The organism is Treponema sp. OMZ 838 (assembly GCF_000775995.1).
Taxonomy (GTDB): Bacteria; Spirochaetota; Spirochaetia; order Treponematales; family Treponemataceae; genus Treponema.
Genome location: NZ_CP009227.1, coordinates 2,429,278 through 2,453,813, shown reverse-complemented (window position 1 = coordinate 2,453,813; position 24,536 = coordinate 2,429,278). Strand labels below are relative to the sequence as shown.

Genomic DNA, 24,536 nt, shown 5'->3' with positions numbered 1-24,536 from the left:
CTGTTATTCCTATTGTTCCATGATTAACTTTGGACATCCTCTTTTAGTTGCCGAAGTTAACCGTGCCTTTTTGTGCAACTTGAGCAATTGCCGAAAGCGAAAATCCGTCTTCGATAAGTGCAGGATACATTTCGGTTAAAAGCTCTGCAAGTTCAATCGTAAAGACATGGCCGATCATGATGGCAGAGCCTTTCTGTCTCGCAATGCTCAACCCTTTTTTAATTTGCGTTTCCATTGCAGCGCGGCTTTTATCGTTATCAATAAAAATTGCCCGTTCCCAGACAGCCATGTTTTTCTCCTTTGCAACCTTCGCAACGACTGACCGAGCGGTTGTCCGCGAATCCAAAAAGAATATATGTTTTTCCGCTACGACATCCAAGACCGCGCTCATCGCTGCCTCGTCCGCTGTCATCAGTGAGCCTTCGTGATTATTCATCCCGGCTACCGGCCAAATTTCTTCGAGATTTTTTCTGACGATGTTTTTGATTTGCTCCGCAGAAAGTCCCGGCGTAACAGCCCCCGGTCCCGGATTGATATGCAGATCGACCGATTGCATCGGCTGGTGCAGAATAACCTGTTTGCCGGCTTTGCGTATCCGCCGCGCCGACTCGCTAGAGTACCGCAATCCGGGTAAAACTGCAATAGTACAGGGGAACGGGAGTCGCAAAAAGTATTCAAGCTGGTCGAGGTTATGTCCCGCATCGTCAAACACAAAGGTAAGATTCCCGGCATAAGGAGCACGCTTGCGCGGCTTTTCCGGTTTTGCAGCAGGCTGCACCGGCTGCATTGTTTGTACGGTCTTTTTCTTATCGGGTACGGCAGGTTTCTCCGGTATGGGATTCTTTTGCGGAGCCGGATGGACTACCGGTTTTTCTTTCTTCGCAGTATTTTTCTGCGCTGCAGAAGCGGTCTGAGATACCGGCGCAGATGCAGCAGCAGGTGAATGCGGCGCCGGTTGTGCAGCCGGTGTTGTTTTGTTGGCAGTCGGCGCTTTCTCCTGTGATGACGCCGTTTTTTGCTGCGTTGCCGGTGTGTTTTGCCGTTTTTGCTGCACCGCGGAATCGGTATGCGGCTGTGCTTGTGCGGCAACCTGCGGCACGGTAACCGATGGTGAAGGTTCTTGTGCTGCCGTAAGCGGTTCATTCCGTTTTTGTTCGGTTGAGATTTTATCCTGTTGTACTTGAGTTTGCGCCGTGCCGGTATCCTGTTTTAATGAATTTTTAAGATTAGGCACTAATTTTAATACTAAAACAAGATTAAACCCCAAAAGCAGAACGCACAATATCACCAATGCGGCAATAATATTCCCGCGCGAACGCTTTTTACGGGCGGTTGAACTGCGCGGCTTTTTCTTTGCAGTGGTAGTGCCTGTACGGCTTTTGGTTTTCGATTGGGTTTTTCCGGCCGTCTTTTTCGGCGACGTTTTTTTGCTTGTTTTTACTTTATTCTCTTTTTCGGGCATAGGCAAAAGCATAAAAACAGTACGGCTTAATGTCAAGCGGTATTTGTACAGGGCAGCCGCTATCGAGGAGTCTTTAAAAACCGCAAGCCTATCAGCTTGTTCTGTAAAGAAATCATTTATCGTATACGCTATAAATCTCTATACTTTAAGATAGAGCCGTTTTAATGGAAAGATATAATAAAAGTATGATAGGGATAGAAAAAAATAGAGAAAATAATCGGGCAAGCCGGATTTGAACCGGCGACCCCAAGTCCCCCAGACTTGTACGCTAACCAACTGCGCTATTGCCCGTTTTGTTTTAATAACAGAAACAGATATTATCGATAAAGTTCCGTTATGTCAATACGCTGTGTTGCATCACGTCACATTCTGTTCCGACGCAATCGATAGAATGTTCAAAGAATAATGTAACCATAGATTGACTTTTGCCGTATTTCGTATATACTGATGTGCTAGTGAGGTTATACTATGAAAAAATATATTATAGGAACGTTAATCGTTATCATCGGTTTGCTCGTTTTATTTGCTCCCTTCGGATATGCACATGTCTGTTTTCCGAAAGCTGACGGCGGTTTTATGAAGTGCCATTGGATGGGCGAGGCTGTCCGAATGCTCGGCGGTTTAATTGCCGCATTAGGTGTCATCTTCTTACTATTTAAGAGTTCCCGCATCGGTATCGCATTTTCCAATATCGGGCTCGGTGTTTGTTTGATATTATTGCAAACGGTTGTTATCGGTACATGTAAGACTGCGACCATGCCTTGTAACGTTTATACCAAACCCGTCATTTTACTGCTGGCAATCGTGCTGATAGCCATTGATGTCGGATATCTGTTCGTTAACAGAAAACGATAAATTTTGCCATTGGATTATTACGATATGTTATTGCAAACAAAACAGCTTTCCAGAACGTTTACCAGAAGCGGTTCCGATTTTTTTGCCGTTAAGGAGGCCGATTTCAATATCGATTCTTCCGATTTTGTCTTTATTGTCGGCCGCTCCGGTTCGGGAAAAACGACATTGCTGAACCTTATTTCAGGCATTTTAGAACCGACTGCGGGAGCTGTTTTATTTGAAAATAATGACATCACAACGATGAACGATACTGAAAAAAGCTATTACCGTAACGAGTCGATAGGATTTGTCCCCCAATCGCTCGGCGCTTTACCGAATCTTTCGGTACTTGATAATGTCCGCGTACCGTTTTTTTTATTTAACCGGGACGGCGATACCGAAGGGAGAGCGCTGAGCTTATTGGAAGTGATGGGAATAGCTCATTTAAAAAATGAAATGCCGAAAAATCTTTCAGGCGGAGAAGCAAAACGGATGCTTATTGCGCGTGCACTGATGAATGCGCCCAAGCTGCTCATCGCTGATGAACCGACTGCAAACCTCGACGCGGAAACGGCAGCCGGTGTCATGCAGGCTATAAAAGATATAAACAAACTTGGAACTGCCGTGCTTATCGTAACGCATGATTCCAATATTTTAGATCCGAATTGTACGACTTACCGGATGGACGCCGGAACCCTTTCAAAAGTGTAGTTTTTCCATAATATTGCTTTCTTATGTGTCTTATGCTATAAATTAACGGGCATTTTTTTATAAATCATTGCAGCAGTATTGTCGGCTGCCCTGCCCTTCCGATTAAAAACACATCGGTCAGGAAAAAAATTTGATTCTTTGTAAAAATTTCTAAAAAAAAAGTGATTTTCAGCAGTTTTTTTAAGCCAAAATCGCAACAAAGACATATAACAAAGATAAGAAGCAATGCGGCAGCCGGAATGTGCCGGAAGCAAAAAATGCTTTTGCAGAATGTCATGATAATGTTCTGACGAGGCGCCGGCCGAACGCACTTAATTATGGAGGCCATAAATGGCAAAAACAAAATCAGAAATAAATCAGGTAACCAATATTACCGATGCCGACGAAAAGCTGAAAGCGTTGGAAGCAGCACGTCTACAAATCGAAAAAGAGTTCGGACAGGGTTCTTTGATGAAGCTCGGCACAAAAACGGCAGCAAGCGGTATCGAAGTAATCCCGTCGGGGAGTATCTTGCTTGACGAAGCGCTCGGTATCGGCGGCTATCCGCGCGGCAGAATTATCGAAATATTCGGTCCGGAGTCATCGGGAAAAACTACGCTTGCCCTCCATGTTGTCGCCGAAGCGCAAAAGCGGGGCGGTATTGCAGCGTTTGTGGATGCCGAACATGCCCTTGACCCGCAGTATGCGCAAAAACTCGGTGTCAATATCGACGAACTGTGGGTCGCCCAGCCCGATGCGGGAGAACAGGCTTTGGAAATCACCGAAAACCTCGTCCGATCGGGTGCGGTGGATGTCATCGTTGTAGACTCGGTAGCAGCTCTTACGCCGCAAGCGGAAATTGACGGCGAAATGGGCGATTCACACATGGGATTGCAAGCCCGGTTAATGAGTCAGGCGTTGCGGAAATTGACGGCGATTATCTCACGGTCAAAATGTATTCTCATCTTTATCAACCAAATCCGTATGAAAATCGGTATTGCGTACGGTAACCCGGAAACCACCACCGGCGGTAATGCGCTCAAATTCTATTCCTCGGTACGTATCGAAGTCCGTAAAGGCGAGGTGCTCGGCAAGGATGAGGATGAAGCATGGGGAAACAAGGTGCGCATCAAAGTGGTAAAGAATAAGGTCGCGCCGCCGTTCCGAAAGGTTGAGCTGGAAATCCTGTTCGGCAAGGGAATTTCTCCCTACGGCAGCTTGCTGGACTGCGCGGTAAAATACGAATTGATAGACAAAAAAGGCGCATGGTACTCGTATAAAGAAGATAAGATTGGACAAGGACATGACAACGCCGTAAAATTCTTGGAGGATAATCCCGATGTTGCAATCGATCTTGAAAAGACCTTGCGTGCTCAGCTGTTCCCCAACCAAAAATACGTGTCGAGTTTTGTAAAAACCGATCAAGCTGCCGATTCCGGCACCGGCGAAGCATCGGCTGCGGCAAAGACAGGGGCGTCAAAGGCGGCAGCTTCCGTAAAACCGGGAGATACAAAGGTTGATAAAGAAGCCGATGCTCAGACTGCTCCGGCAGGGAAAAAATCCATGCTCGAAAAAGCAGCTCTCGCTAGCGGCAAAACTGAAAGTTTGGATACCGATTCTGCAGCAGTATCCGCTGCACATAAATCAAAGCCGGGCAGCGCTTTTGACGGCGATAACGAGCTCTTTTAAACGACCTGATATCACAGAGTAATCGCATCAGACTGTTTTGCTATATTTCCCCGCAAAATAAATAGGCTATTCAACCAGAATTTCGCCGCTTTGCGCCTCAAATGGTCTCATAGCCTATTTATTTTGCGATTTTTATTTATCTGTCTGATGCGATTTCTCTCCTGCAGGGAAAAGATGCGTGAAATTTTAGGAAAATTTCACGCAAAAGAAAGACCTGGGTTAGAGTTTGGAGCTTACACTGATGTGCAGGGCGGTACCTTCGTCCATGCGGAAAGCAGCGTTTGCGGCTCCTTCCGTTCAGTGATGAGTGCGGTAAAAAGCGGTTCCAGCTGAGGCAGTGCCGCATCCAGCAGGGTGAATTCTTCTTGAGAAAAAGGAGACAGCACATAGCCTGCGATATCGGGATGATCGGCGCTGCTGCTTTTTTTTCTGCCGGGACGCCCGATACCGATCCTGAGTCGCCAAAAGTCCGGCGTACCCAGTGCAGCCTTTATTGAGCGAAGCCCGTTGTGTCCACCGAGCCCTCCCGACCACTTGAGGCTCAAGGCAGCAGGGGGCAGTTCAAGCTCATCATGCACAACAAGTATTTCCGCCGGGGGGATTTTGAAAAACTGGGCAGCCTCCCCTACTGATTCGCCCGATAGATTCATATAGGTTTCAGGCTTTAAAGCATGGACAGCCTGTCCCCCGCTCACTGCTGCCGGAAACCGCCCATACAAGCCGCGGAATTTATGCTGCCACGAAATTCCCCTGCAAATAGATAAACGATCCGCAGCGATCCACGCTGCGTTATGCCGGGTGCGTTCATACTCCCGCCCGACATTTCCTAAAAATGCTATTAACGAAATCATCTTTTTTGACCCGTAATTATTCTTTTACCTTCGTGTCGATTATGATCGTAACCGGTCCGTCATTGTGAATTTCCACCTGCATATCCGCTCCGAATTGTCCGGTTTTTATCGGCTTACCAAGCGCTTCGCTCAGTTTGCGGATACAGCATTCATAGAGCGGGATTGCAATCGAAGGCTCCGCCGCTGCATTGAAGGACGGGCGGTTTCCTTTCTTGGTACTGGCAAACAGGGTGAACTGACTGACCAATAAAATGTCGCCCTGCACATCCGCAAGGGCACGGTTCATCTTCCCCTCATCGTCTTCGAAAATCCGCATCTGTACGATTTTCTTAACCAACCAATCTATATCGCCCTCAGTATCTTCAGGACAGATACCGAGCAAAATCACAAAGCCCTTGCCGATGGTCTGCGTTTCAAAGCCTTCAATTGCCACGCTTCCCGACCGTACCCGCTGTATCACTGCTCGCATGTCACACGCTCCTCATTCAGTATATCTCCCGATCGTATTTACAAGTTCAATATCGATATATCTCCGATACTGTTCAAAATCTTTATCTAATGCAAATATCGAGAAATTTTTATCGTTACCATCCAGACGCTTTTTTCTAAAAGCAAGCGACCATACGGAAGTGTCAACCAATACAAACTTCATCGCGATCTCATCTTCTTGTAATTATAAGAAGGATGATATTCAATTTTTCCAAACAGCTGTATGAGTTCTTCGGATTTTTGCCGTTCAATAAACTCTTCAAGCGCCGTATTCACCGTTTCTTTTTTTGTGCTGTACCCGCCGATTTCATAAGTGGTATTGAGTAATTCTTCATTTATTGCAAGATTTGTCGCCACTTTATCACCCTCCATACCTATTTTACACATATCATTGTGTAGAAGCAAGCGATAGTCTAAACGACTCATCAGTATAAACGAATCGGATACTTTGTAATACATGCCTGCACAAATAAATAAGAAAAATATATTAGCGGGAACCTCTAAAAACTTCAGTTTTTGAGAGGTTTTCCTATAGTATAATAATAAAATTCAATATATAACGTACTAATGAGGATCTCTAAAAACTGCAAGCCTATCGGCTTGTTCTGTAAGGAAATTCATTAAGTTAACAGCTTTGCAGACTGCGAATCAAATTTTTTTGAGGTTCATGAATATCATTCAATTAACATCCCCCGACACAACGCATCGGGGGATTAGATCATCTGTTCAAACAGTGCTATTCCAAAACAAGATTGACTTTAACGACTTTTTTACCCCCTTCTTCCACAGCAAAAGCGGGGTTTGCCTGCCCTTCAAGTATTGTCTGTCTTTCGGAGCCGGGAATTTTTGTACCGTTGACTTCCCAATGCTTTACCACTTGACCGGGTGATAATTTGGCCTTCAGTATCGCATACAAATAGGCAGAGCCTTCATAGCCCGAAGTGATTGGTGCACCGGTAACGGTTCTACACTCGATTAATGCAGCAGGGGTAAATTGCGCAGTCAGTACTTGCGGATGTTTAACGGTAAAACCGATGCGGACAACCTTGTTGCCGCCCTCTTGGACTGCATCGTTTATATCAAGCGAATAGCTGTTATCGGGTTTATACGTATACTCTTTTGTGTTAAAAAATATCTTATCTATATCTATATCGCTCGATACCAGCGGACGAACAAGCAACAGCGTGCCTGCATCAATCGTTTGTCCGGTCGTTATGCCATGCATACCGGAAAGCGGAGCCTCTACCTGCACAAGCGTAGGATCGAATTTAATAACAACAGGACCGGCTGACAGTTTGGTTGTATAGGTTACCGTAATAACCTTACCCGAACCTTCGGTAATCGCATCGGCAATGTTTACGTTATAGCTATTGCCGCTAATGTTCTTTGTGTTTACCTTCCACTTGTCGAAAACCTGCCCGGTAGGAAGACTTTTAACCTCGAACCAAAGTGAGGCGCCCTCGTAAACAGTAGCCCCATTATTGAGTGCGCCGCTGCCGTTTTTATACACTTCGATCTTGCTGTTGTCAAACTTTACAACAACCGCAGCAGCGGGCTTAGTGGTATACGTTACCGTAATAACTTTATTCGAACCTTCGCTAACTGCATCAGCAGCGTTAACCGTGTACTCATCATCGTCGAGTTCTTTTGCGTTTACCATCCACTTATCAACTTGCTGTCCTGCAGGCGGATTCACAAGTTCAAACCAAAGTGAGGCGCCCTCGTAAACAGTAGCCCCGTTATTGAGTGCGCCGCTGCCGTTTTTATACACTTCGATCTTGCTGTCGTCAAACTTTATAACAACCGCGGCAGCAGGCTTAGTGGTGTAGGTTACCGTAATAACTTTATTCGAACCTTCGGTACTCGCATCGGCAGTGTTAACCGTGTAGTCATCGTAGTCGAGTTCTTTTGTGTTTACCTTCCACTTATCAACTTGCTGTCCTTCAGGAGGATTTAAGAGTTCAAACCAAAGTAAGGCGCCCTCGTAAACAGTAGCCCCGTTATTGAGTGTACCGCTGCCGTTTTTATACACTTCGACCTTGCTTTCGTCAAACTTTATAACAACCGCGGCAGCAGGCTTAGTGGTGTACGTTACCGTAATAACTTTATTCGAACCGTCGATAGCTGCATCGGCAGCGTTAACCGTGTAGTCATCATCGTCGAGTTCTTTTGCGTTTACCATCCACTTATCAACTTGCTGTCCTGCAGGGATATTCTTATCTCGAAAGCGTAACAACGTACCTTCAGAAACTTCAGAATTCGGCAGCAATAATTCATACCGATCGTTTTTTTTGTATCTGACAGTGAGGTTCTCAGCATTATACTTGATGAAGATTTTTCCACCTCCGCCTGACGTAATCTGCCATTGTGCCGTATATGTCGTATCGGCCGCAGGAAATGTTGTAGGTGAAGGCAACGAGGGATTCCATCCTTTAAGCTCGGCATCCGCCTTGACGGGTTCCGGAGCAGTAAATGCTGTTCCGAATTTACCTGTTTTGATTATATCGTCTGTATTACCGCTTACGTTTCCGCCGTTAAGCTTAAAAGTTACGTTTACCGTTTTGCGCTCGTAATAGAGTTTTACAACAGTACTGCCATCAGCGTTTATTGTCCCGCTTGTCTGTACGGAATCGTTTATTTTTGTAAGCGACGAATTGTAGTTAAAACCTTCGAAAGTTTTAGGAGTGTATACAGCAGTTGCTCCTGCAGTGTCGTGTAAACTTTCAGTATCCGATGGCACTACAGAATAGCCGCCTTCCGGTTTTTCTTTATAGTGTTGTACTATATAAGAAGCTTGACCTACCGGAAGCGATTCAAAAGAGACTTTGACCTCTACAGCCTTTGTGACGGTGTGCGTATAAGAACTTGACGTATTACCTGTAACAGCAGAGCCACCTACCCTCCATTCCTTTACTTTATAGTTTTTATCAGGCGTTGCCGTAAAGCTTACTTTTTTATCTTTCTCCACCTTCGTACCGGTTCCGATCGCTACATCGTTTACCTTTGCAATAAGCGTACCGTGTTCGCCGTCTACACTAAAATTTACCGTAAATTTATCCACGGTCGGCACTTCATTGGGCACCACACTGTCTGTCGAGCGCGGGCATGCCGTAAACATGAACAACGAGGCAATGGCCAGTACTGCCATTGTTGCCCATCCTCTAAGTATATTTGTTTTATTCAGATTCATTTTTATCATAAAATCTCCCTTAATTAGTATGCTGCAACCGCAAAAAACGGTTTTCATAATTCTCTTAGCCTAATATGACCGACTGCCGTCCCCAACGGTATAAAGCGGTATTGCACAAGCGTTTATAATACCCTGCTCTACAGCCTTTCGCAGCAACGCATGGCATTTTCCGGGACGCAAAAAGCTGTTTGTGTACACCATGAGAAAAAGGAATATGCGTATCTTGATTCGTATCCGATAGACTTAAAACTGCGGAAAGGTGATGATGCTGTTTGTAGGGAGAAGATAAAAAACCATCTAAATAAGATTCGCTGTGAACTGTGAACTGTGAACTGTGAACTGTGAACTGTGAACTGTGAAAATTGTATTGCCGACTATGAGTGTGTCAAGCCCTGTATACCGATTTTGCTCCGATATGGTGTCCGCTTTGGAAATAAGATTTTTATACTGTGATAATCCAATTCTGCGACTCAACATAGGTATTATTATAGAGTCAAAAATCCGAAAACGCAAGAAAAAAAATTGAGTACCTGCATACACATACGAAATCCGTAATTGACCGCTGAATAGATTTGATTTATTATCTATTTTAGGGAGCGTACTATGAAACATATCAATCTTTTTTCCTACATACTGACAAGAAACGTCAAAAACAAAAAAATGAAACGTATACCCATTGCCGCAGCGCTGTGTCTCGCTGCAATGTTTATATTCGCAGCTATGAACCTTACCGGATGCGCCGATAAGCGGCAAACGGCTGCGGACAGCGGAACGGAGGAATTCGTTACGGCGATTTCTCCGACCAATATCGGAAGGCTTGCTCCTATTGCTGTCAGCTTTGCCTGCGATGTTATCTGCGAACCTGAACAGGCTTTGCAGTTTTCTCCCCGGCAGACGGGGACATGGGAACTCCAAGATAGTAAAACGGTTGTGTTTACGCCGTCAGCTCCCTACCCTTCCAGCCGTAAAATCATCTTATCCGCAGACTGTGCAAAGCTGTTCGGGAAGGAGACGGCGCAGGGTACATACCGCCATGTGTTTTTAGCAGACACCCCTTCCTATGAGGTCGTGCTGGATACGTTAACACTGAATCAAGATGAGGATGCTTATTCGCTCAGCGGCAGTATCACTACAGACATTCCCGTTACCGCGGATACCATCCGGCACTGTGTTTCGGCAAAGTCAGGAGGCTTTTGGGGAAGCTCCTGCCCAATGCAATGGGAACAGGGTTCATCGGGAAAGGTGTGGAAATTTTTTATCCAAAATATCGGTATTAAGAAACGGTCGCGGAGCTTATCGGTTTCGTGGCAGGGGCGGAAGCTCGGTTTGTCGAAAAAACAGGATGCGGCATTTGCAGGCACAAAATCATTCGATATTCCGGCAAAAGACGAATTTTCCATCATCGATATCAATACTTCAAAAAAGAATACCATACTGGTGAGTTTTTCAGGGCTGCTCGATTCTTCTCAGGATATACGGGATTTTGTTTCAACACATAATGAGTACGGCGCACGGAGCGATGATGTTAATGTATCCGTCAGAGGTAACGTACTGACAATTTATGACGATTCAAATTGGCGGAATATCAGAACTATCCGCATTTCAAACGGGATTAAAAGCTCGAACGGTATCTACCTTGCCGCAGCGCGGACTATCACTCTTTCGGATAATTGGGAACTGCCGTCCGTGCGTTTTATGACCGACGGAACTATTTTACCGTCCTCGCAGGGTACGGTACTGCCGGTTGAAACACGAAACGTGAACGGACTTTTAATACAAGCCTTTGCCATTTATGATTACAACATTGTTCAATTCTTGCAGGTAAACGAATTGGACGGCACCGATGAACTGTACCGTGTGGGTGAGCCGGTGTGGACGCAAAATGTTTCATTCGAGTGGGACGATTCAATGCAGAATAAATACATTCCGCGCGGAATTGATGTGTCGGCGCTCACAAAAAAATATCCTCATGGGATGTTTCAAATACGCATCTCATTCAGAAAAAAGAATATCAAATACCGTATTCCCTCCGATGCCGATGAAGCGTTTGCTTCGCTGCCGCAACCTCCCGATATGATCGAAGCGGATTTGCCGCCCGACGAAAAGAGTTTCTGGAATTATTGGGAAGATTTGGATTATGATGAGCGGGATACCTATTGGTCAAATAAAAATAATCCCTATCATCCGGCTTTTTACATTCCGCGTTTCAATAGTAAGAATTTGATAAAGCGGAATATTCTTATCTCGGATGTCGGCATTATGGCGAAAAAGACAACGAGTGGAAAACTGTACGCCAGCGTTGCCGATATCAAAACGGCGCAGCCTATCAGCGGGGCGGAAATTACCTACTATTCGTATGTCGGCTCCAAAAATGCCGAACTCCGATCGGATAAAAACGGCTCCGCAGTACTGGAAGACGCTTCCAAAGCAGTATTCATCGCGGCAAGCTACAAGGGGCAGACTTCATATTTGAAAATTGGAGCCGGAACAGGATTGAGCGTCAGTCATTTTGAAACCGGGGGCGAAAAAACCGTAGGCGGCGTAAAGGGATTTATTTACGGAGAGCGCGGCGTATGGCGGCCGGGTGATCCGCTCTATCTTACCTTTGTGCTGCAGGATTTACAGAAAACCCTCCCCGCGGATATTCCAGTCTCTTTTGAACTTTCAGACCCGCTCGGACGGGTAACGGAGTCGCGCCTCCTAACACATTCGGTAAACGGCTTTTATCCGGTGGAAACAAAAACCGCCGCGGGCGCGGTAACCGGTCTCTGGCAAGCAAAGGTAAAAATCGGCGGACAGGAATGGACTCGGCCGCTCCGCATTGAAACGGTCGTCCCGAACCGCCTGTCGGTTAAACTGGAACCTGAGAAAAAAATGCTTACCGGCGGCAAAAATGCTTTCACGCTTTCGGGGGCATGGCTGCACGGTGCGCCGACGCCCAATTACAACGCAGACGTTGCCGTATTCTTTACCTCTGCGCCGGATAATTTCGGTTATTCCGATTTCAGCTTTACCAATCCGTCGGTAGAAATGGAACTAGGCCGCTCAACCATTTGGGAAGGAACACTGAATAGCGCCTCAAAGGCAACATTCAGCGAGCATTTCACCATCGGCGCAGATGATCCCGTACCGGGAAAACTACAGGCGCATTTTGTCAGCCGCATCTTTGAACCGTCGGGAGCCTTTTCTACCGAACAAAGCGCTTTCCCGTATTCGCCGTACAGCCGCTATGTCGGTCTGCGGCTGCCGAAAGGAGATGCCGCACGGGGAATGCTTTTAACCGATGTTCAACATACCGCCGATGTACTGCTGATAGACCAAGCCGGTAAGCCGGTTCCTTCCGGCGAACTGTCATATACGATTCATAAATTGGATTGGAAATGGTGGTGGGAAAAAGACGCCCTCACCGACGCAACGTATGTCTCCAGCAACTCGTCTTATGAAATTGTACGCGGCTCGGTACCCGTTACAAACGGAAAAGGGAGCTTTCAGTTTGAAATAAAATATCCTTCATGGGGACGGTACCTCGTTACGGTTTCCGACGGGCGGCGCGGACACAGTGCGGCAAAAATCGTGTATATCGACTGGCCGGGCTGGGCGGGACGCGCTCAAGAAAACGGTTCGGGCAGCGCGGCAATGGTTGCGCTCATCACCGACAAACGGCAGTATAGCACGGGCGAAACCGCTTCTGTTTCGTTTGCCTCAAGCGCCGGAAACAGAGCGCTCGTTACGGTAGAAAAGAACGGCGAAATTATCAAACAGGATTGGCTTGAAACCGCCAAAGATACCACGGTGTATAAACTGAAATTGACGGAAGCGATGGCGCCGAATGTGTACGTGCATATCACGGTATTGCAGCAACACTTGCAAACGGCGAACAGTTTACCGATCCGCCTTTACGGTATCGTACCGGTGATGGTCGATAATCCCGCCACAAAACTCACTCCGGTGATTACCGCTCCGGCCGTCTATGCGCCCAACGAAAAAGCGGTTATCTCCGTATCCGAACAAAACGGAAAACCGATGACATTCACGCTGGCTGTTGTCGATGAAGGGCTTTTGGGATTAACGAACTATCACGGGCCGGAGCTGAGACGCGAATTCTATAAGAAAGAAGCGTCGCAACTTTCAAGCTGGGATTTATATCAGTATGTTATGAACGCCTACAGCGGAAAGCTTGAAACGCTGCTCGCAATCGGCGGTTCCGAAGACCTTGTCGATAACCGCGAACGGGGCAGCAATCGGTTTAAACCGGTGGTGCAATACCTCGGCCCCTTTACGATCGCCGCCGGTGAAAAGAAGCAGCTTTCGTTCGATATGCCTGAGTATGTCGGAGCCGTGCGGGCGATTGCGGTTGCAGGCTTTAACGGCGCTTACGGTATTGCGGAAAAGACCGTTCCCGTAAAGGCCGACCTTATGATACAGGCAGCGCTTCCCCGCACACTCGGCGTCAACGAACGGATTGAGGTACCCGTTACGGTATTCAACGGAACCGATTCCGCACAAAATGCAAAAATCACCTTGAATACAAAAGGCGCCATTCCGTCTTTTGCCGGAGAAAAACTCGTAAAGGTTCCTGCTTCTTCGGATATGACTGTTACGTTCACGGTAAAAACGGAAGCGGCCGGTACTGCCGACTTCACTGCCGCCGTAAAAACGGACAAAGGTTTTGCACAGTCGGTAACGCCGGTAGAGGTGCAAGCGCGCGGTATTCCCGTTACCTACCGTACGCCGTTTACCCTGAAACCTTCGGAGAAAACGATTGTGAGCGTGCAAAGTCCGGGAGAAGTCAGTTCGACAACACTTTCGATGGAGCTTTCTTCCATACCCGCGCTCAATTTAGCAAGCAGGCTTGACTATCTGATTCGGTATCCGCACGGATGTATCGAACAGATTACCTCCGGCGGCTTCCCGCAGCTGTATCTTGCAGACTTTGCACAGCTTTCGCCGCAGGAAAAGACGCGCATTCAAAAGCATATCCAATCGGTTATCGAACGGTATCCTCAGTATCAAACCGCATCGGGAGCTTTCGCATACTGGCCGGGCAACAGCGCGCCGTCCGCATGGGGTTCGAGCTATGCGCTCCACTTCTTAACGGAGGCAGAGAAGCAGGGCTATGCGGTACCCGATTCGATTAAAAAACCGCTGACCTCTTGGCTTGCTTCTTCCGCGGCGGAATGGGAATCCTATAGTGAAGATTCGGCTGAAATACAGGCATACCGGCTCTTCTCGCTTGCGCTTGCAGGCAGCCCGAATATCGGCGCAATGAACCGGTTGAAAAATGAACGCCTTGATGCTTCCGCTGCACTGCTGCTTGCTGCTGCATACTCGCTTACAGGCAGGGATGACACGGCGGAAGACGTATTTGCAGATGCATTGGGCGCGTTGACTAAACAGGAGACATCCTACCGGTATACCGGCGGCTCTTTCGGTTCGTCCACCCGCATACAGGCGCTCTATTTGATGGTATGTACACTGCTGCAGGATGATGTAAAGGCAGCGAAAGCAGCCCGCGAAGTTGCATCCGTACTTTCCTCCGATGATTGGTGCAGCACGCAAGAGACCGCATGGCTCCTATTCTCGCTTTTACCCTATTACAAAAACCGCGATGCAGCCTCGTGCAGCTATACCGTTACGGCGAACGGCGCGTTGCGGCAGGGACAGCTTAAAAACGCCTCGATTATCGAAGCCTTGCCTGCGGGAACAGCGGACAAGCAGACCATCGAAGTAACGAACACCGGAAAAGCGATTCTCTACGGCATTTTAACCGCAGAAGGTATGTCCATACCGGGAACGGAACAGCGGCAGAATGAAAATATCGACCTTGATGTCCGGTATACCGATTCCGACGGCGACAGGATTTCTCCTGCGGATTTAAAGGTAGGCGATTCATTTGTCATCAAAATAAGCGTCGATAACCAGATGGCAAAAAAGATTGAAAATATCGCGCTGACGTTCCCCATCCCAACCTGTTGGGAAATCAGCAACGATCGGATAGCCTTGGACAGCAGCGACGGTTCGGATTCTTTTGCCTATCAGGATATCAGAGACGACGTCGTATATACCTACTTTGATTTAGCGCGTAGGGATTCGGTAACCTACAAGTTCTATGCAACGGTTGCCTATAAAGGAGAATACTTTATACCGGCTATCCATGCGCAAGCGATGTACGATAATTCGATTAGGGCGGTGGTGCCGGGTCTCAAAGTGTCCTTTTGAAATATACGGTGCATCTACTGTGTCGTACGGCAAAAAAGTGTCCTCAACGTATCAAAGATACGCCTGCGGTACTTTTTTGCCTAACTCCTTGTATCTGCACCGTCTATTTCAAAAGGCTTACGTGTTCGCGCCTTGTAATTTCAAAACGGACAGGGATGTCCGTGGTTCTACGCAACAGCGATGTTTTTGCGATGCAAAAACTCGCGTCCAGAAGTGTACACGGATGTACACTTCTGGACAGTCTATTTCAAAAGGCTTACGGCGAGTATGTTTTACGATATGCTGCTGAAAATTCTCAACATATCATCTCCGCCACGTGTCCGTTCTGATACGTTGAAGACTACTTACAGTAGCGGCACGGAGGCCGCTGGTTCCATCAGAAGTGATGTTTCGGCTGCTGCCGAAACTCACAGTCAAAACTATACACGGATGTATAGTTTTGACGTAGATGCGCCATATATTTCAAAAGTGCCCCTTACCTCGGATAGGTATAGGTCTTTCCATCTATACCGCGCGCCGAAAAGCGGCCGTCTTTTAACGGGGAGACAATATCCTCATAGAGCAGCAGGGCGGAAAGCGGGAATTTTCCGCCGCCGTTCGGCAAATCCACTGCAAATTGCGGTAACGATAAACCGGAAAGGCGTTTACGTAATGCTTTCCATATAAGCGCGGCTTTTTCGAGCGGTACACGAAAATGCGCTGTCCCCCGCGCCAAATCCGTTTGGAACAAATACCCGGGTTTTATTCCCATACATACCAGCGCATGGAAAAGCTCCGCAAGGATGGCTGACTCGTCATTAACGCCGCGCAGCAATACGGTCTGGGTTTGCACCGGAATTCCCGAATTGATACAACGGGTTAAAGCTTGCCGCTGCGCCGTGCCGAGTTCTGCCGGATGGTTTATATGTGCAATCACCCAGAGCGGACGGACGGAACGGAGCAGCGTTATAAAATCTTCGGTAAAAAGCTCCGGTGCAAAGACCGGTGCACGGGTGCAGAGGCGGAACAGCAAATCGGGACGGACCGAACGAAGGCATTCCAACAGATGCTTTATTTGCTCAAAACTACCGCTCATCGGGTCTCCCCCCGAAACCAGAATTTCCTGTACTTCGGGATGTGTTTTAAGATATGCTGTTACCGCTCCGATTTGCTCATCGGAAATAAAGCCGCTTGAACGGGCGGTAAATTCACGCCGGAAACAGTACCGGCAATACGAGATGCAGCGGCCGGTACTCAACAGCAGCACGCGGTTCGGATATTGGTGTACCAGATACGGGGTAACGCAATAGCGCGCCTCGCCGAGCGGGTCGCCCCGCTCTTCCTCCGACACGACCTGTTCGTCGTCGGAGGAAAGCACCTGCCGACGCAGCGCAGCAGCGGCGGCAGGTGCTGCGGAGGTAATCAAGGCCTTAAATGCCGGCGAAACATATTCCGGCAAGCGGATAACCCTATCGGCGGAATTTTCATTCCGCCAGTTATCGGATTGTTCCGCGTTCATACCTCCGTCACACATTTACAGTGCATCAACTCCGTACATCAATGCCGCCAGTACCTGTGCATCGTCAATTAAGTTTTTCATAATGCAGTATTCATTCGGCTGATGCGCCATATCGTCGAGCGTACTCCATACGACGGCGTTAAAGCCTGCCTGACGGAGCGGAGCCGCAACGGTTCCTCCGCCGATACCGATGGTTTGCGTTTTTTTGCCGTGTATTTTTTCGATAGCCTTTGACAGCATCGTAACAACCTCGGCATCAACAGGCGTTGCAGGAGATTCCGCCGAATCATCAATAATAAGCTCAACCTGTACGCCGTACTTTGCTTCTATTGCACTCGCCTCAACTTTTATCTTCTCCATCACTTCCGCAACAGTGTAACACGGGAGTATACGGCAATCCATATAAAATACATCATCACCCGGAATAGTATTGATGTTCGGAATATTCGCTTCTTTTTTTGTCGGCTGCAATGTCGAATACGGCGGTTCGAACAAATTGTCTTGCTTTGAAAATACTTTTTCCAAAGCATTCAAGCGGAGCGCCAAATCCGCCGCCGCAATGTGCGCATTCTTTCCTAAATCGGGGCGAGAGGCGTGCGTTTGCACTCCATGCACCACAACCTTTAACCACAACAGGTTCTTTTCTGCAACTTCAATTGTCTCGCCCGAAGGATCTCCCCCGTCAGGGACAACGATAATATCCTGCGGCTTAAACAGCTGATGATTATTCAAAAGATAGATAACGCCGTATCTCGAACCCACTTCTTCATCGGCAACAAACAACAATTTCACGGTGTGAGCAGGTTGAATCTTTAATGCAAGAAATGCATAGGCGGCGAATACCGCTCCGGTCAGTCCTTGCTGGTTATCCTCTACACCGCGCCCGATAATTTTATCGCCGTCCTGCTTCAGTACCCACGGATCGCTTTCCCATTTTGCGAGTTCTCCGGGCGGCACCACATCGGTATGCGCCATAATCCACACACGTTTTGAATCGTCTTTGCCCGGAATAGTAACGACAAGGTTAGGTCTGATACCGGAGGATACCCGCGTATCAGGTGCATCGAACCGTTCAAATTGAGTAAAGCCGAGCTTTTTTAAATACGCTTCCAGCGCTTCGCATTTTTTCAATTCCCCGTCGCCATCCGACTCCGGAGCCATAGCAGGAATGGAGCACAAAAGCCGTTCAAGCTCAATCATCTTATCTTTTTGTTGAGCAATAAAATCTTTTACGGTTAAAAAATTTGACATACAACCTCCACATACGTAATGAAATTAAACTCTTTTCAAAAGAGTAAAGCACTCTCAAAAGAGGCTTCTACTATATCATATTGGCGGCGATTCTGCAAACAAGAAGATCGATCGCTCTATGCATCGACTTCCGCAAGAAGATTTTTCATAATAAAGGCTTTGCGTTCGGGGGTATTTTTTCCCATATAAAACTCAAGCACGCCCGGGATCTTTTTCACGGTCTGAATGCTGACCGGTAACAGGCGGATATCTTTTCCGATAAACTGACCGAATTCGCTCGGGCTTATTTCTCCCAATCCCTTAAAACGGGTAACCTCAGCCGCCGCGCCGAGCCGCTTCATTTCGACATCCCGCTCTTTTTCCGAATAACAATAGCAGGTTTCTTTTTTGGTGCGCACCCTAAAAAGCGGCGTTTCCAAAATAAAAATCCGCCCGCTCAGCACCAGCTCTTCAAAGTAGGTGAGGAAAAAGGTGAGCAAAAGGTTTCTGATATGAAAGCCGTCGTTATCGGCATCGGTTGCGATGATGATCTTATTATAGCGGAGACTTTCAAGGCTGTTTTCGATACCGAGCGCCATCATCATATTGTAGAGCTCCGCATTTTTGTAGATGGCGGCGCGTTTTTTGCCGTGCATATTTTCGGGCTTACCGCGCAGCGAAAAAAGCGCTTGCGTAAGGACGTCGCGGCTCGAAACCATTGAACCCGAAGCCGAGTCGCCCTCAGTGATAAAAATCATCGACTCATTGCCGTACTGCTTATCCCCAAGGTGAAACTTGCAGTCTTTGAGTTTCGGGATTTTCATTGCAATTTTTTTTGCGGCAGCTTTCGCCTCTTTTTTAACGCTGTTCAGCTCTGTCCGCAGCCGCTCGTTTGCAAGGATTTTTTCTTCCAGCTTCCGCGCAGCTTCGGCATTTTTTTGCAGCCATTCCACGACAGCGGCCTTGGTACCGTTGACAATCCACGGCCGCACCTCGGTATTGCCGAGCTTATTTTTTGTTTGACTTTCGAACACGGGCGCTTGCACCTTGACCGCCACCGCCGCGCAAGTACCTTCGCGGACATCCTCGCTCTTGTAGTTTTTACGGTAGTATTCGTTAATACCTTTCAGCAAGCCTTCTTTAAAAGCGGAAAGATGCGTGCCGCCATCCGAGGTGTATTGCCCGTTGACAAACGAAAAATAGGTTTCGCCGTAGTTGTTGGTGTGAGTAAAGGCAAATTCGAGCTTTGCTTCCTTAAAATGAGCAATCGTATAGAGTGTTTCTTCGCCGATTTCCGCATTGAGCAGATCGAGTAAGCCGTTTTCCGATATGTATGAAGCGCCGTTAAAGGTGAGCGTAAGACCGGCGTTCAGATAGGCGTAGTTCCACATCCGTTTTTCGATAAAGTCGAGATTGAATGTATAGTCGCCGAATATTTCCCTGTCGGGGATAAACTCCACGAGTGTGCCGTTCTTAATACCTTTTTTGGCATCTCCTTGTTTTTCGTGCTTTAGCACACCCCGCTCAAACACCGCTTCGGCATATTTCCCGTCGCGGACGGAAACTACCCGGAAATATTCGGAGAGTGCGTTCACCGCCTTGGTACCGACGCCGTTCAAGCCCACCGAAAACTGAAAGACTTCATCGTTGTACTTCGCACCGGTGTTGATGACCGACACGCATTCCACAACTTTCCCGAGCGGAATGCCACGTCCGTAATCCCGCACGGTAACTTTGTTGTCCTTCAGCAGCGCGTCGATACGGTCTCCATTTCCCATGATGAACTCATCGATGGAGTTATCGAGCACTTCTTTTAACAGGATGTAAATACCGTCATCGGGATTCGAACCGTTTCCGAGCCGGCCGATATACATACCGGTGCGGAGTCTGATATGCTCCAATGAGCTAAGCGTTTTTATTTTCGATTCATCATACGTATTCTTTGCAGCCATGTTGTTTTAAATTTTCCTCCCATAAAACTTTTGTAGGATAAGATGGTGAAAATCCGAAAAAGTTTTTAGCCGTGCGCATGCTGCGCACATATACATTTTATCCTTAAATTGAAGACAGAACGGTGAGCGGCGGAAGTCCTAAGTTGTCTGCCGTTTGCCGGAGCGCAGCGTCGGAGCAGATTACTGCAGCGGTACCGCCGGATATGCCTCCCGCCGTCGTTGCTGAAAACGCGGTGTTTACTGATATGCCGTCTGCTGTATTTGCCGAAAGCACAGCATTATTGCCCGATACGCTTGCGGCAAGCCGTTCGGCAAGCCGGTTCATGCGTTCCCGTGTACAGGAAATAATGCCTTCGATTGTTTGCATGCGCGCCTGATGGGTTATCCCGTTTAAGAGACGCGAGAACGCCGCCGCACTTCTCTGCGCCGGGGTTCTCGGCTGGAGCGCGGTGCTGTACGTGCCGGTAATCAAGGCCTCCAGTTCGGAGTCGGTAAGCGGTGCCGCAATGCTCTTTTCGATGCAATCCCGTATACTGCGCAAGGATTTGAGCGGCGCAGGGTCGCGGTAAGTAGTCATCGTAAACAGCGCCGTTGCGGAATCGGGATATGCCGAAACGCCGTACGCGCCGCCTTTCACGCGGATTGCCTCCCACAATGCCCCCGTCTCAAGCCACTGGGCATAGACGATAGCAGCGCCGTATTCTGTTTCATCGAACGTAATCGGCAGAAGCTGCGCAGCGAAGCCCACCTGCACGGCGCTGGGAAAGGCCGAAAGCGCCGCCGGTTTTTTAAAGGCTTCGGTTCTAAAGCCGCCGGTACTGCGGTGCGGAAAATCAAACCGCGATAAATGGGAAGTGAGCGCTTTTTTGATAACGCTTACATCGGCACTCGTACCGCACACCTTCACGATAAGGCCGGAGCGCATCAGTTTCCGGTGTATTTCTTCAAGTTTACGGGCGAGTTCACCGATTGCCGCCGGCTTTTGCTCCAGCGCCGCATACTGCCCGCGCAGAAAACGCAGTTGAGGAATTCCCATCCAGAGATTTTCCGCCCGTTTTGAACCCGAATAGGCGGAAGCTGCGTACAGCGCAGTCAACGTATGCCCCGAATATGACGGCAGCGAATCAAAATCGTTTTTCAGCTGAATAAAAACATCCTTCAACCGCTTTTCGTCGGCAAAAGAAATATCGTTAAGATACGAAAAAATACGGTTTACCGCGGGTTCGATATATTCGGGCAGCATTTTAGAGCGGATAAAAATCCAGTCCCTGTCCACTACATCTTCCGTGCGGAGCGCATTATCGAAAAATACCGCGGCTTCGGACGTCCGGTGTCTGCCTGCGGAAAAGGTAACCGCGGAAAAGCCTCCCGTCAGGTAAGCGAATTCCGCCGCAACGGCATCCCAGCTCTGCGTTTTTGTTCCCATCGAGGAAAGCGCGGACGTATAGAGCGTCAAGTATGTATAGTCCTCCGCCGAAAGCGAATCGACGGGAACTGCGATGTCCATATAGGTGATACCGTTTGTCGGCTGTTCATGGATGATAACGGGAACCGTGCCGAAATATTCGAGGCGTTCGGGTATCGGCGGTTCAACCGGCGGCAGCTCCTCTTTTGAAATATGCGGAATAAGATGTTGCGCTTGGGCATCGGTCACCGCATTGGTATTAAGCCCCGTATCCGCATCCGCTTTTTGCCCGCTAACGGTTACGGCCGTCTGTTCGGCGGAACCCAGATGGTGTTCTACGCTGCCGAGGCTTTGCACCGCTTGGTGCGCTTCTTGAGCAAGTCTCGCATCGATGTTCTCGCAAAAGTGAATATCCGGCCGTACGGAAACGGTTGTCCGATGGGGATTATCAAGTAGCAATGTACGGATGAGGTCTTGAGCGTAATGCGGGTTTTGGGAAAGCCGCTGTTTCAGCCGCTGAAAAGCAGGTATGGAACGGAGCGAAGTCTCCGGCGTAAAGCCGTGTATCCAGCCGCGGAGCGCCCGCCGCATCAAAACCAGCGAAAAAGGGCCGCCTGAACGGGTAATTTCTCTGTTATAAAAATCGAGAGAATTGAGTGCGGTTTCAATCAGCTGAGGTTCAAAACCGTTCCGGACAATGTCTTCAAGGCCGGAAAGGATAAAGGCTTCAAACTGCCCTTCCGCACTTTTATCGATGTCTGCAAGTCCGAGCGTAAAGCAGATGTTTTTCAGGTCTGCCTGTCCGCCGTTGTACGGATAAACATCCTCGGCGAAGGGGCAGTCGAGCAGTTTTTTTTGCAAGGGCGCTCCGTCGTGTCCCAGCAACAACTCCTCCAAAAACATACAGTCCATCAGCCGGTCGATGTCGGCGCTTTCGGGCAGCAGCCAATTCATCGTTACCGTGAGCTTGTCGGGATTTTTTCCTTCTCCTGCGGGCGCCGTTGCCGAAAACACGCGGGGTGCGGGATAGGGCGTAATAGCCGGAATGAGCGGCGGCTTTTCCGCCGGTTCAAAAAACCGCAAGAAACGATCCTGCAAAAAGGCGAGCTGCTTTTCGGTTTCGATGTTACCGTACAAAAAGACCTTGCAGTTTACCGGATGATAGTATTTTTTATGGAAAGCGCAAAAGTCCTCATAGCTGAGCTTGACGATATCGGGCGGAAAGCCGCCTGAATCGTGCGCATACACCGTCCCCTGCAAGAGAGAATGCCGCAGTTCACGGTCTACACCGGAATCAAAATCCGCATACGCGCCCCGCATCTCATTTAACACCACGCCGGAAAAATGCGGATTTCCTTTTTCATCTCGTTCAAGCCGATGACCTTCTTGTTCAAAGGTTTCCCGTTTAAGCAGCGGAAAAAACACCGCATCGCCGTACACCGACATCAAATTAAAATAATCTTTTTCGAGGATGCTCGACGCAGGGTACACGGTCTTATCGGGGAATGTCATCGCATTCAAAAACGTTTTAACGCTCTGCTTGGAAAGGATTAAAAAAGGATCTTTCAGCGGATAATTTTTCGAACCGCAGAGTACCGAATGTTCCAGAATATGCGCAACGCCCGAACTGTTTTCAGGCGGGGTCATAAAAGCAAACGCAAATAAATTTTCACTGTCATCGTTATGAATGTGATAAACCTCAAGTCCGGTTTCGCAATGCTGCGCAAGAATGCCCTCCGCCTGCATTTCGTCAAGCGCTGTTTTTGAAATAATTTTAAACCCGTGGATTAGGTTATCCATACGTCATCTCCATCCTTTCCGAATAAGAGCAGCTCGCCGTCTTCCCAGCTTTTCCGCAATTCCTGTAAGAAACGATTGGTAACTTCGCGGCATTCCCGCACGGAAACGGGGTTCGACGCCTGATCGTCAAGGATGAACTGCTGTCTGTTTTTAGAAATGTTATCGAGGATTTTTTTGACAAAGACTTCCGGTTTGTAAGAAATCAATGCGGCAATTACTGAGCTTTCCATACCGGATAATTTTTTCTGTAAAAAGCGGTCATCCGCAATGAGCACATCTTCAAAAGTAAAAAGCCGTTCACGGATATTTTGTTCAAGTTCGGGATTGGCTTCTGCGATGTTCTGTAAAATAAACTGTTCCGTTTCGGAATCGCTGCGCCGTAAAATAGCGGCAAGTACCGCGCGGCCGTCAATTGCTTCGGTAGCCGAGCCTGTTCGTATGCGGGTAAACTTTTCGCGCATCGAAGTGCTTACCGTCTGCAAAATTTCAGGACTGATGGTTTTAAGCCGCGCGAGGCGGAGCACGATGTCTTTTTTTTCCGCATCGTTTAAGCCGGTAATATAGGCGGCCGCTATTTTCGGTTCCAGTTGAGAAAGCACGAGCGCCTGTGTTGCAGGCATTTCGTCCGCTAAGAGCCGCTTGAGCTTTTCTCCGTCGATACCGTCCAAAAAATCGAACGGCCGCTCGGCAGCAGGCGGTATTGCCCGCTCGATAATCTCCCGCGCTTTTTCCCCGCCGAAAGCCGCCGTCAGAATCCCTTGAGCGGTTTCTACGCCGCCGACGGAATTCTTCGCTTCGTTATAAAGCGCCGTAAATTCGCTTAAAATATAGGCGGCTTCGTCCTTATCGACATAGCGGATGGTCAGCATTTCCGCTACTACTTTTTCGATTTGCTCGCGGGTGAGCTTTTGCAGTACCGTTGCCGCCTGCGCCTCTCCGATTAAATATAAAAACTTTGCAACGCGGCGATAGGGACTCTCTTTTTGAGCGTCTTCACTTGCTACCTTTATCAGCCCGCGCCGCCGTATCTCACTTTCCAGATCACTCATACTGTCTCCCAATATAATGGAAAAACAACCGAGTATCAACATCGCATTTTACTGACGTTATACTTGACCTCATATTACAAACTCATTATCCTAAATATCTCGAAAAATATGGAGCTCGTAAGACAGTGATTCCATCAGATGCCACATATAAAAGACGGAATACACCATATTTTTCGTA

Annotated in this window: 15 protein-coding genes and 1 tRNA gene; 4 read left to right on the top strand and 12 right to left on the bottom strand. The window is 48.1% G+C overall.

Annotated features, from left to right (window positions below):
• Positions 1-43 precede the first annotated feature (43 nt).
• Together QI63_RS11060 and QI63_RS11055 are read right to left on the bottom strand one after the other, a co-directional pair.
• Positions 44-1,462: a divergent polysaccharide deacetylase family protein gene (locus QI63_RS11060; RefSeq protein ID WP_235619703.1), complete on the bottom strand. Its 1,419-nt coding sequence runs from the start codon at positions 1,460-1,462 to the stop codon at positions 44-46.
• Positions 1,463-1,679: 217 nt separating this feature from the next.
• Positions 1,680-1,753 (bottom strand) — tRNA-Pro (locus QI63_RS11055).
• A 177-nt stretch (positions 1,754-1,930) separates the two neighbouring features.
• Here QI63_RS11055 and QI63_RS11050 point away from each other — a divergent pair.
• The 3 genes from QI63_RS11050 to recA all read left to right on the top strand — a co-directional run bounded on the left by QI63_RS11050 (position 1,931) and on the right by recA (position 4,675).
• Positions 1,931-2,317, top strand: a complete 387-nt coding sequence (locus QI63_RS11050) for a DUF4418 family protein (RefSeq protein ID WP_044016401.1) — start codon at positions 1,931-1,933, stop codon at positions 2,315-2,317.
• A gap of 24 nt (positions 2,318-2,341) precedes the next feature.
• Entirely contained in the window at positions 2,342-3,007 is a 666-nt protein-coding gene (locus QI63_RS11045) for an ABC transporter ATP-binding protein (protein ID WP_044016399.1), read from the top strand.
• Positions 3,008-3,337: 330 nt separating this feature from the next.
• Complete coding sequence (recA, locus tag QI63_RS11035) at positions 3,338-4,675, top strand: recombinase RecA (RefSeq protein WP_044016395.1); 1,338 nt, start codon at positions 3,338-3,340, stop codon at positions 4,673-4,675.
• A 233-nt stretch (positions 4,676-4,908) separates the two neighbouring features.
• Here the strand turns inward: recA and pth are convergent, their stop codons facing one another.
• The 5 genes from pth to QI63_RS12480 all read right to left on the bottom strand — a co-directional run bounded on the left by pth (position 4,909) and on the right by QI63_RS12480 (position 9,214).
• Positions 4,909-5,526 (bottom strand): aminoacyl-tRNA hydrolase, encoded by a 618-nt coding sequence (gene pth / locus QI63_RS11030; RefSeq protein WP_044016392.1) that lies wholly within the window; start codon positions 5,524-5,526, stop codon positions 4,909-4,911.
• A gap of 16 nt (positions 5,527-5,542) precedes the next feature.
• Entirely contained in the window at positions 5,543-5,995 is a 453-nt protein-coding gene (dtd, locus tag QI63_RS11025) for a D-aminoacyl-tRNA deacylase (protein WP_044016390.1), read from the bottom strand.
• Positions 5,996-6,007: 12 nt separating this feature from the next.
• Positions 6,008-6,178 (bottom strand): hypothetical protein, encoded by a 171-nt coding sequence (locus tag QI63_RS13085; protein WP_200877754.1) that lies wholly within the window; start codon positions 6,176-6,178, stop codon positions 6,008-6,010.
• Entirely contained in the window at positions 6,175-6,372 is a 198-nt protein-coding gene (locus QI63_RS11020; protein ID WP_044016388.1) for a type II toxin-antitoxin system VapB family antitoxin, read from the bottom strand. Before QI63_RS11020 ends, QI63_RS13085 begins: the two co-directional genes overlap by 4 nt.
• Positions 6,373-6,751: 379 nt before the next feature.
• On the bottom strand, positions 6,752-9,214 hold the full coding sequence (locus QI63_RS12480; protein ID WP_144389685.1) for an InlB B-repeat-containing protein: 2,463 nt from the start codon (positions 9,212-9,214) through the stop codon (positions 6,752-6,754).
• A 594-nt stretch (positions 9,215-9,808) separates the two neighbouring features.
• Here QI63_RS12480 and QI63_RS11010 point away from each other — a divergent pair.
• Entirely contained in the window at positions 9,809-15,424 is a 5,616-nt protein-coding gene (locus tag QI63_RS11010; RefSeq protein ID WP_044016386.1) for an alpha-2-macroglobulin family protein, read from the top strand.
• Between the two features lie 475 nt (positions 15,425-15,899).
• Here QI63_RS11010 and QI63_RS11005 read toward each other — a convergent pair whose 3' ends face one another.
• The 5 genes from QI63_RS11005 to QI63_RS10985 form a co-directional block, all read right to left on the bottom strand.
• On the bottom strand, positions 15,900-16,937 hold the full coding sequence (locus QI63_RS11005) for a KamA family radical SAM protein (protein WP_044016384.1): 1,038 nt from the start codon (positions 16,935-16,937) through the stop codon (positions 15,900-15,902).
• Positions 16,938-18,173 (bottom strand): M20 family metallo-hydrolase, encoded by a 1,236-nt coding sequence (locus QI63_RS11000; protein WP_044016383.1) that lies wholly within the window; start codon positions 18,171-18,173, stop codon positions 16,938-16,940.
• Between the two features lie 116 nt (positions 18,174-18,289).
• Complete coding sequence (locus QI63_RS10995; RefSeq protein ID WP_044016381.1) at positions 18,290-20,104, bottom strand: DNA topoisomerase IV subunit B; 1,815 nt, start codon at positions 20,102-20,104, stop codon at positions 18,290-18,292.
• A 103-nt stretch (positions 20,105-20,207) separates the two neighbouring features.
• Positions 20,208-23,309: an insulinase family protein gene (locus tag QI63_RS10990; RefSeq protein ID WP_044016379.1), complete on the bottom strand. Its 3,102-nt coding sequence runs from the start codon at positions 23,307-23,309 to the stop codon at positions 20,208-20,210.
• Positions 23,297-24,358: a flagellar motor switch protein FliG gene (locus QI63_RS10985; RefSeq protein ID WP_044017351.1), complete on the bottom strand. Its 1,062-nt coding sequence runs from the start codon at positions 24,356-24,358 to the stop codon at positions 23,297-23,299. The genes QI63_RS10990 and QI63_RS10985 overlap by 13 nt, the downstream gene beginning before the upstream one ends.
• Positions 24,359-24,536 lie beyond the last annotated feature (178 nt).

What these genes read in the sequence shown, in the direction of transcription:
- QI63_RS11005 (WP_044016384.1), bottom strand. Translation starts at nt 16,937, where the DNA reads ATGTGTGACGGAGGTATGAACGCGGAACAATCCGATAACTGGCGGAAT.
- QI63_RS11010 (WP_044016386.1), top strand. Translation starts at nt 9,809, where the DNA reads ATGAAACATATCAATCTTTTTTCCTACATACTGACAAGAAACGTCAAA.
- QI63_RS11045 (WP_044016399.1), top strand. Translation starts at nt 2,342, where the DNA reads ATGTTATTGCAAACAAAACAGCTTTCCAGAACGTTTACCAGAAGCGGT.
- QI63_RS11050 (WP_044016401.1), top strand. Translation starts at nt 1,931, where the DNA reads ATGAAAAAATATATTATAGGAACGTTAATCGTTATCATCGGTTTGCTC.
- QI63_RS13085 (WP_200877754.1), bottom strand. Translation starts at nt 6,178, where the DNA reads ATGAAGTTTGTATTGGTTGACACTTCCGTATGGTCGCTTGCTTTTAGA.
- QI63_RS12480 (WP_144389685.1), bottom strand. Translation starts at nt 9,214, where the DNA reads ATGATAAAAATGAATCTGAATAAAACAAATATACTTAGAGGATGGGCA.
- QI63_RS10985 (WP_044017351.1), bottom strand. Translation starts at nt 24,358, where the DNA reads ATGAGTGATCTGGAAAGTGAGATACGGCGGCGCGGGCTGATAAAGGTA.
- QI63_RS10990 (WP_044016379.1), bottom strand. Translation starts at nt 23,309, where the DNA reads ATGGATAACCTAATCCACGGGTTTAAAATTATTTCAAAAACAGCGCTT.
- recA (WP_044016395.1), top strand. Translation starts at nt 3,338, where the DNA reads ATGGCAAAAACAAAATCAGAAATAAATCAGGTAACCAATATTACCGAT.
- QI63_RS11060 (WP_235619703.1), bottom strand. Translation starts at nt 1,462, where the DNA reads ATGCCCGAAAAAGAGAATAAAGTAAAAACAAGCAAAAAAACGTCGCCG.
- pth (WP_044016392.1), bottom strand. Translation starts at nt 5,526, where the DNA reads ATGATTTCGTTAATAGCATTTTTAGGAAATGTCGGGCGGGAGTATGAA.
- QI63_RS11000 (WP_044016383.1), bottom strand. Translation starts at nt 18,173, where the DNA reads ATGTCAAATTTTTTAACCGTAAAAGATTTTATTGCTCAACAAAAAGAT.
- QI63_RS10995 (WP_044016381.1), bottom strand. Translation starts at nt 20,104, where the DNA reads ATGGCTGCAAAGAATACGTATGATGAATCGAAAATAAAAACGCTTAGC.
- dtd (WP_044016390.1), bottom strand. Translation starts at nt 5,995, where the DNA reads ATGCGAGCAGTGATACAGCGGGTACGGTCGGGAAGCGTGGCAATTGAA.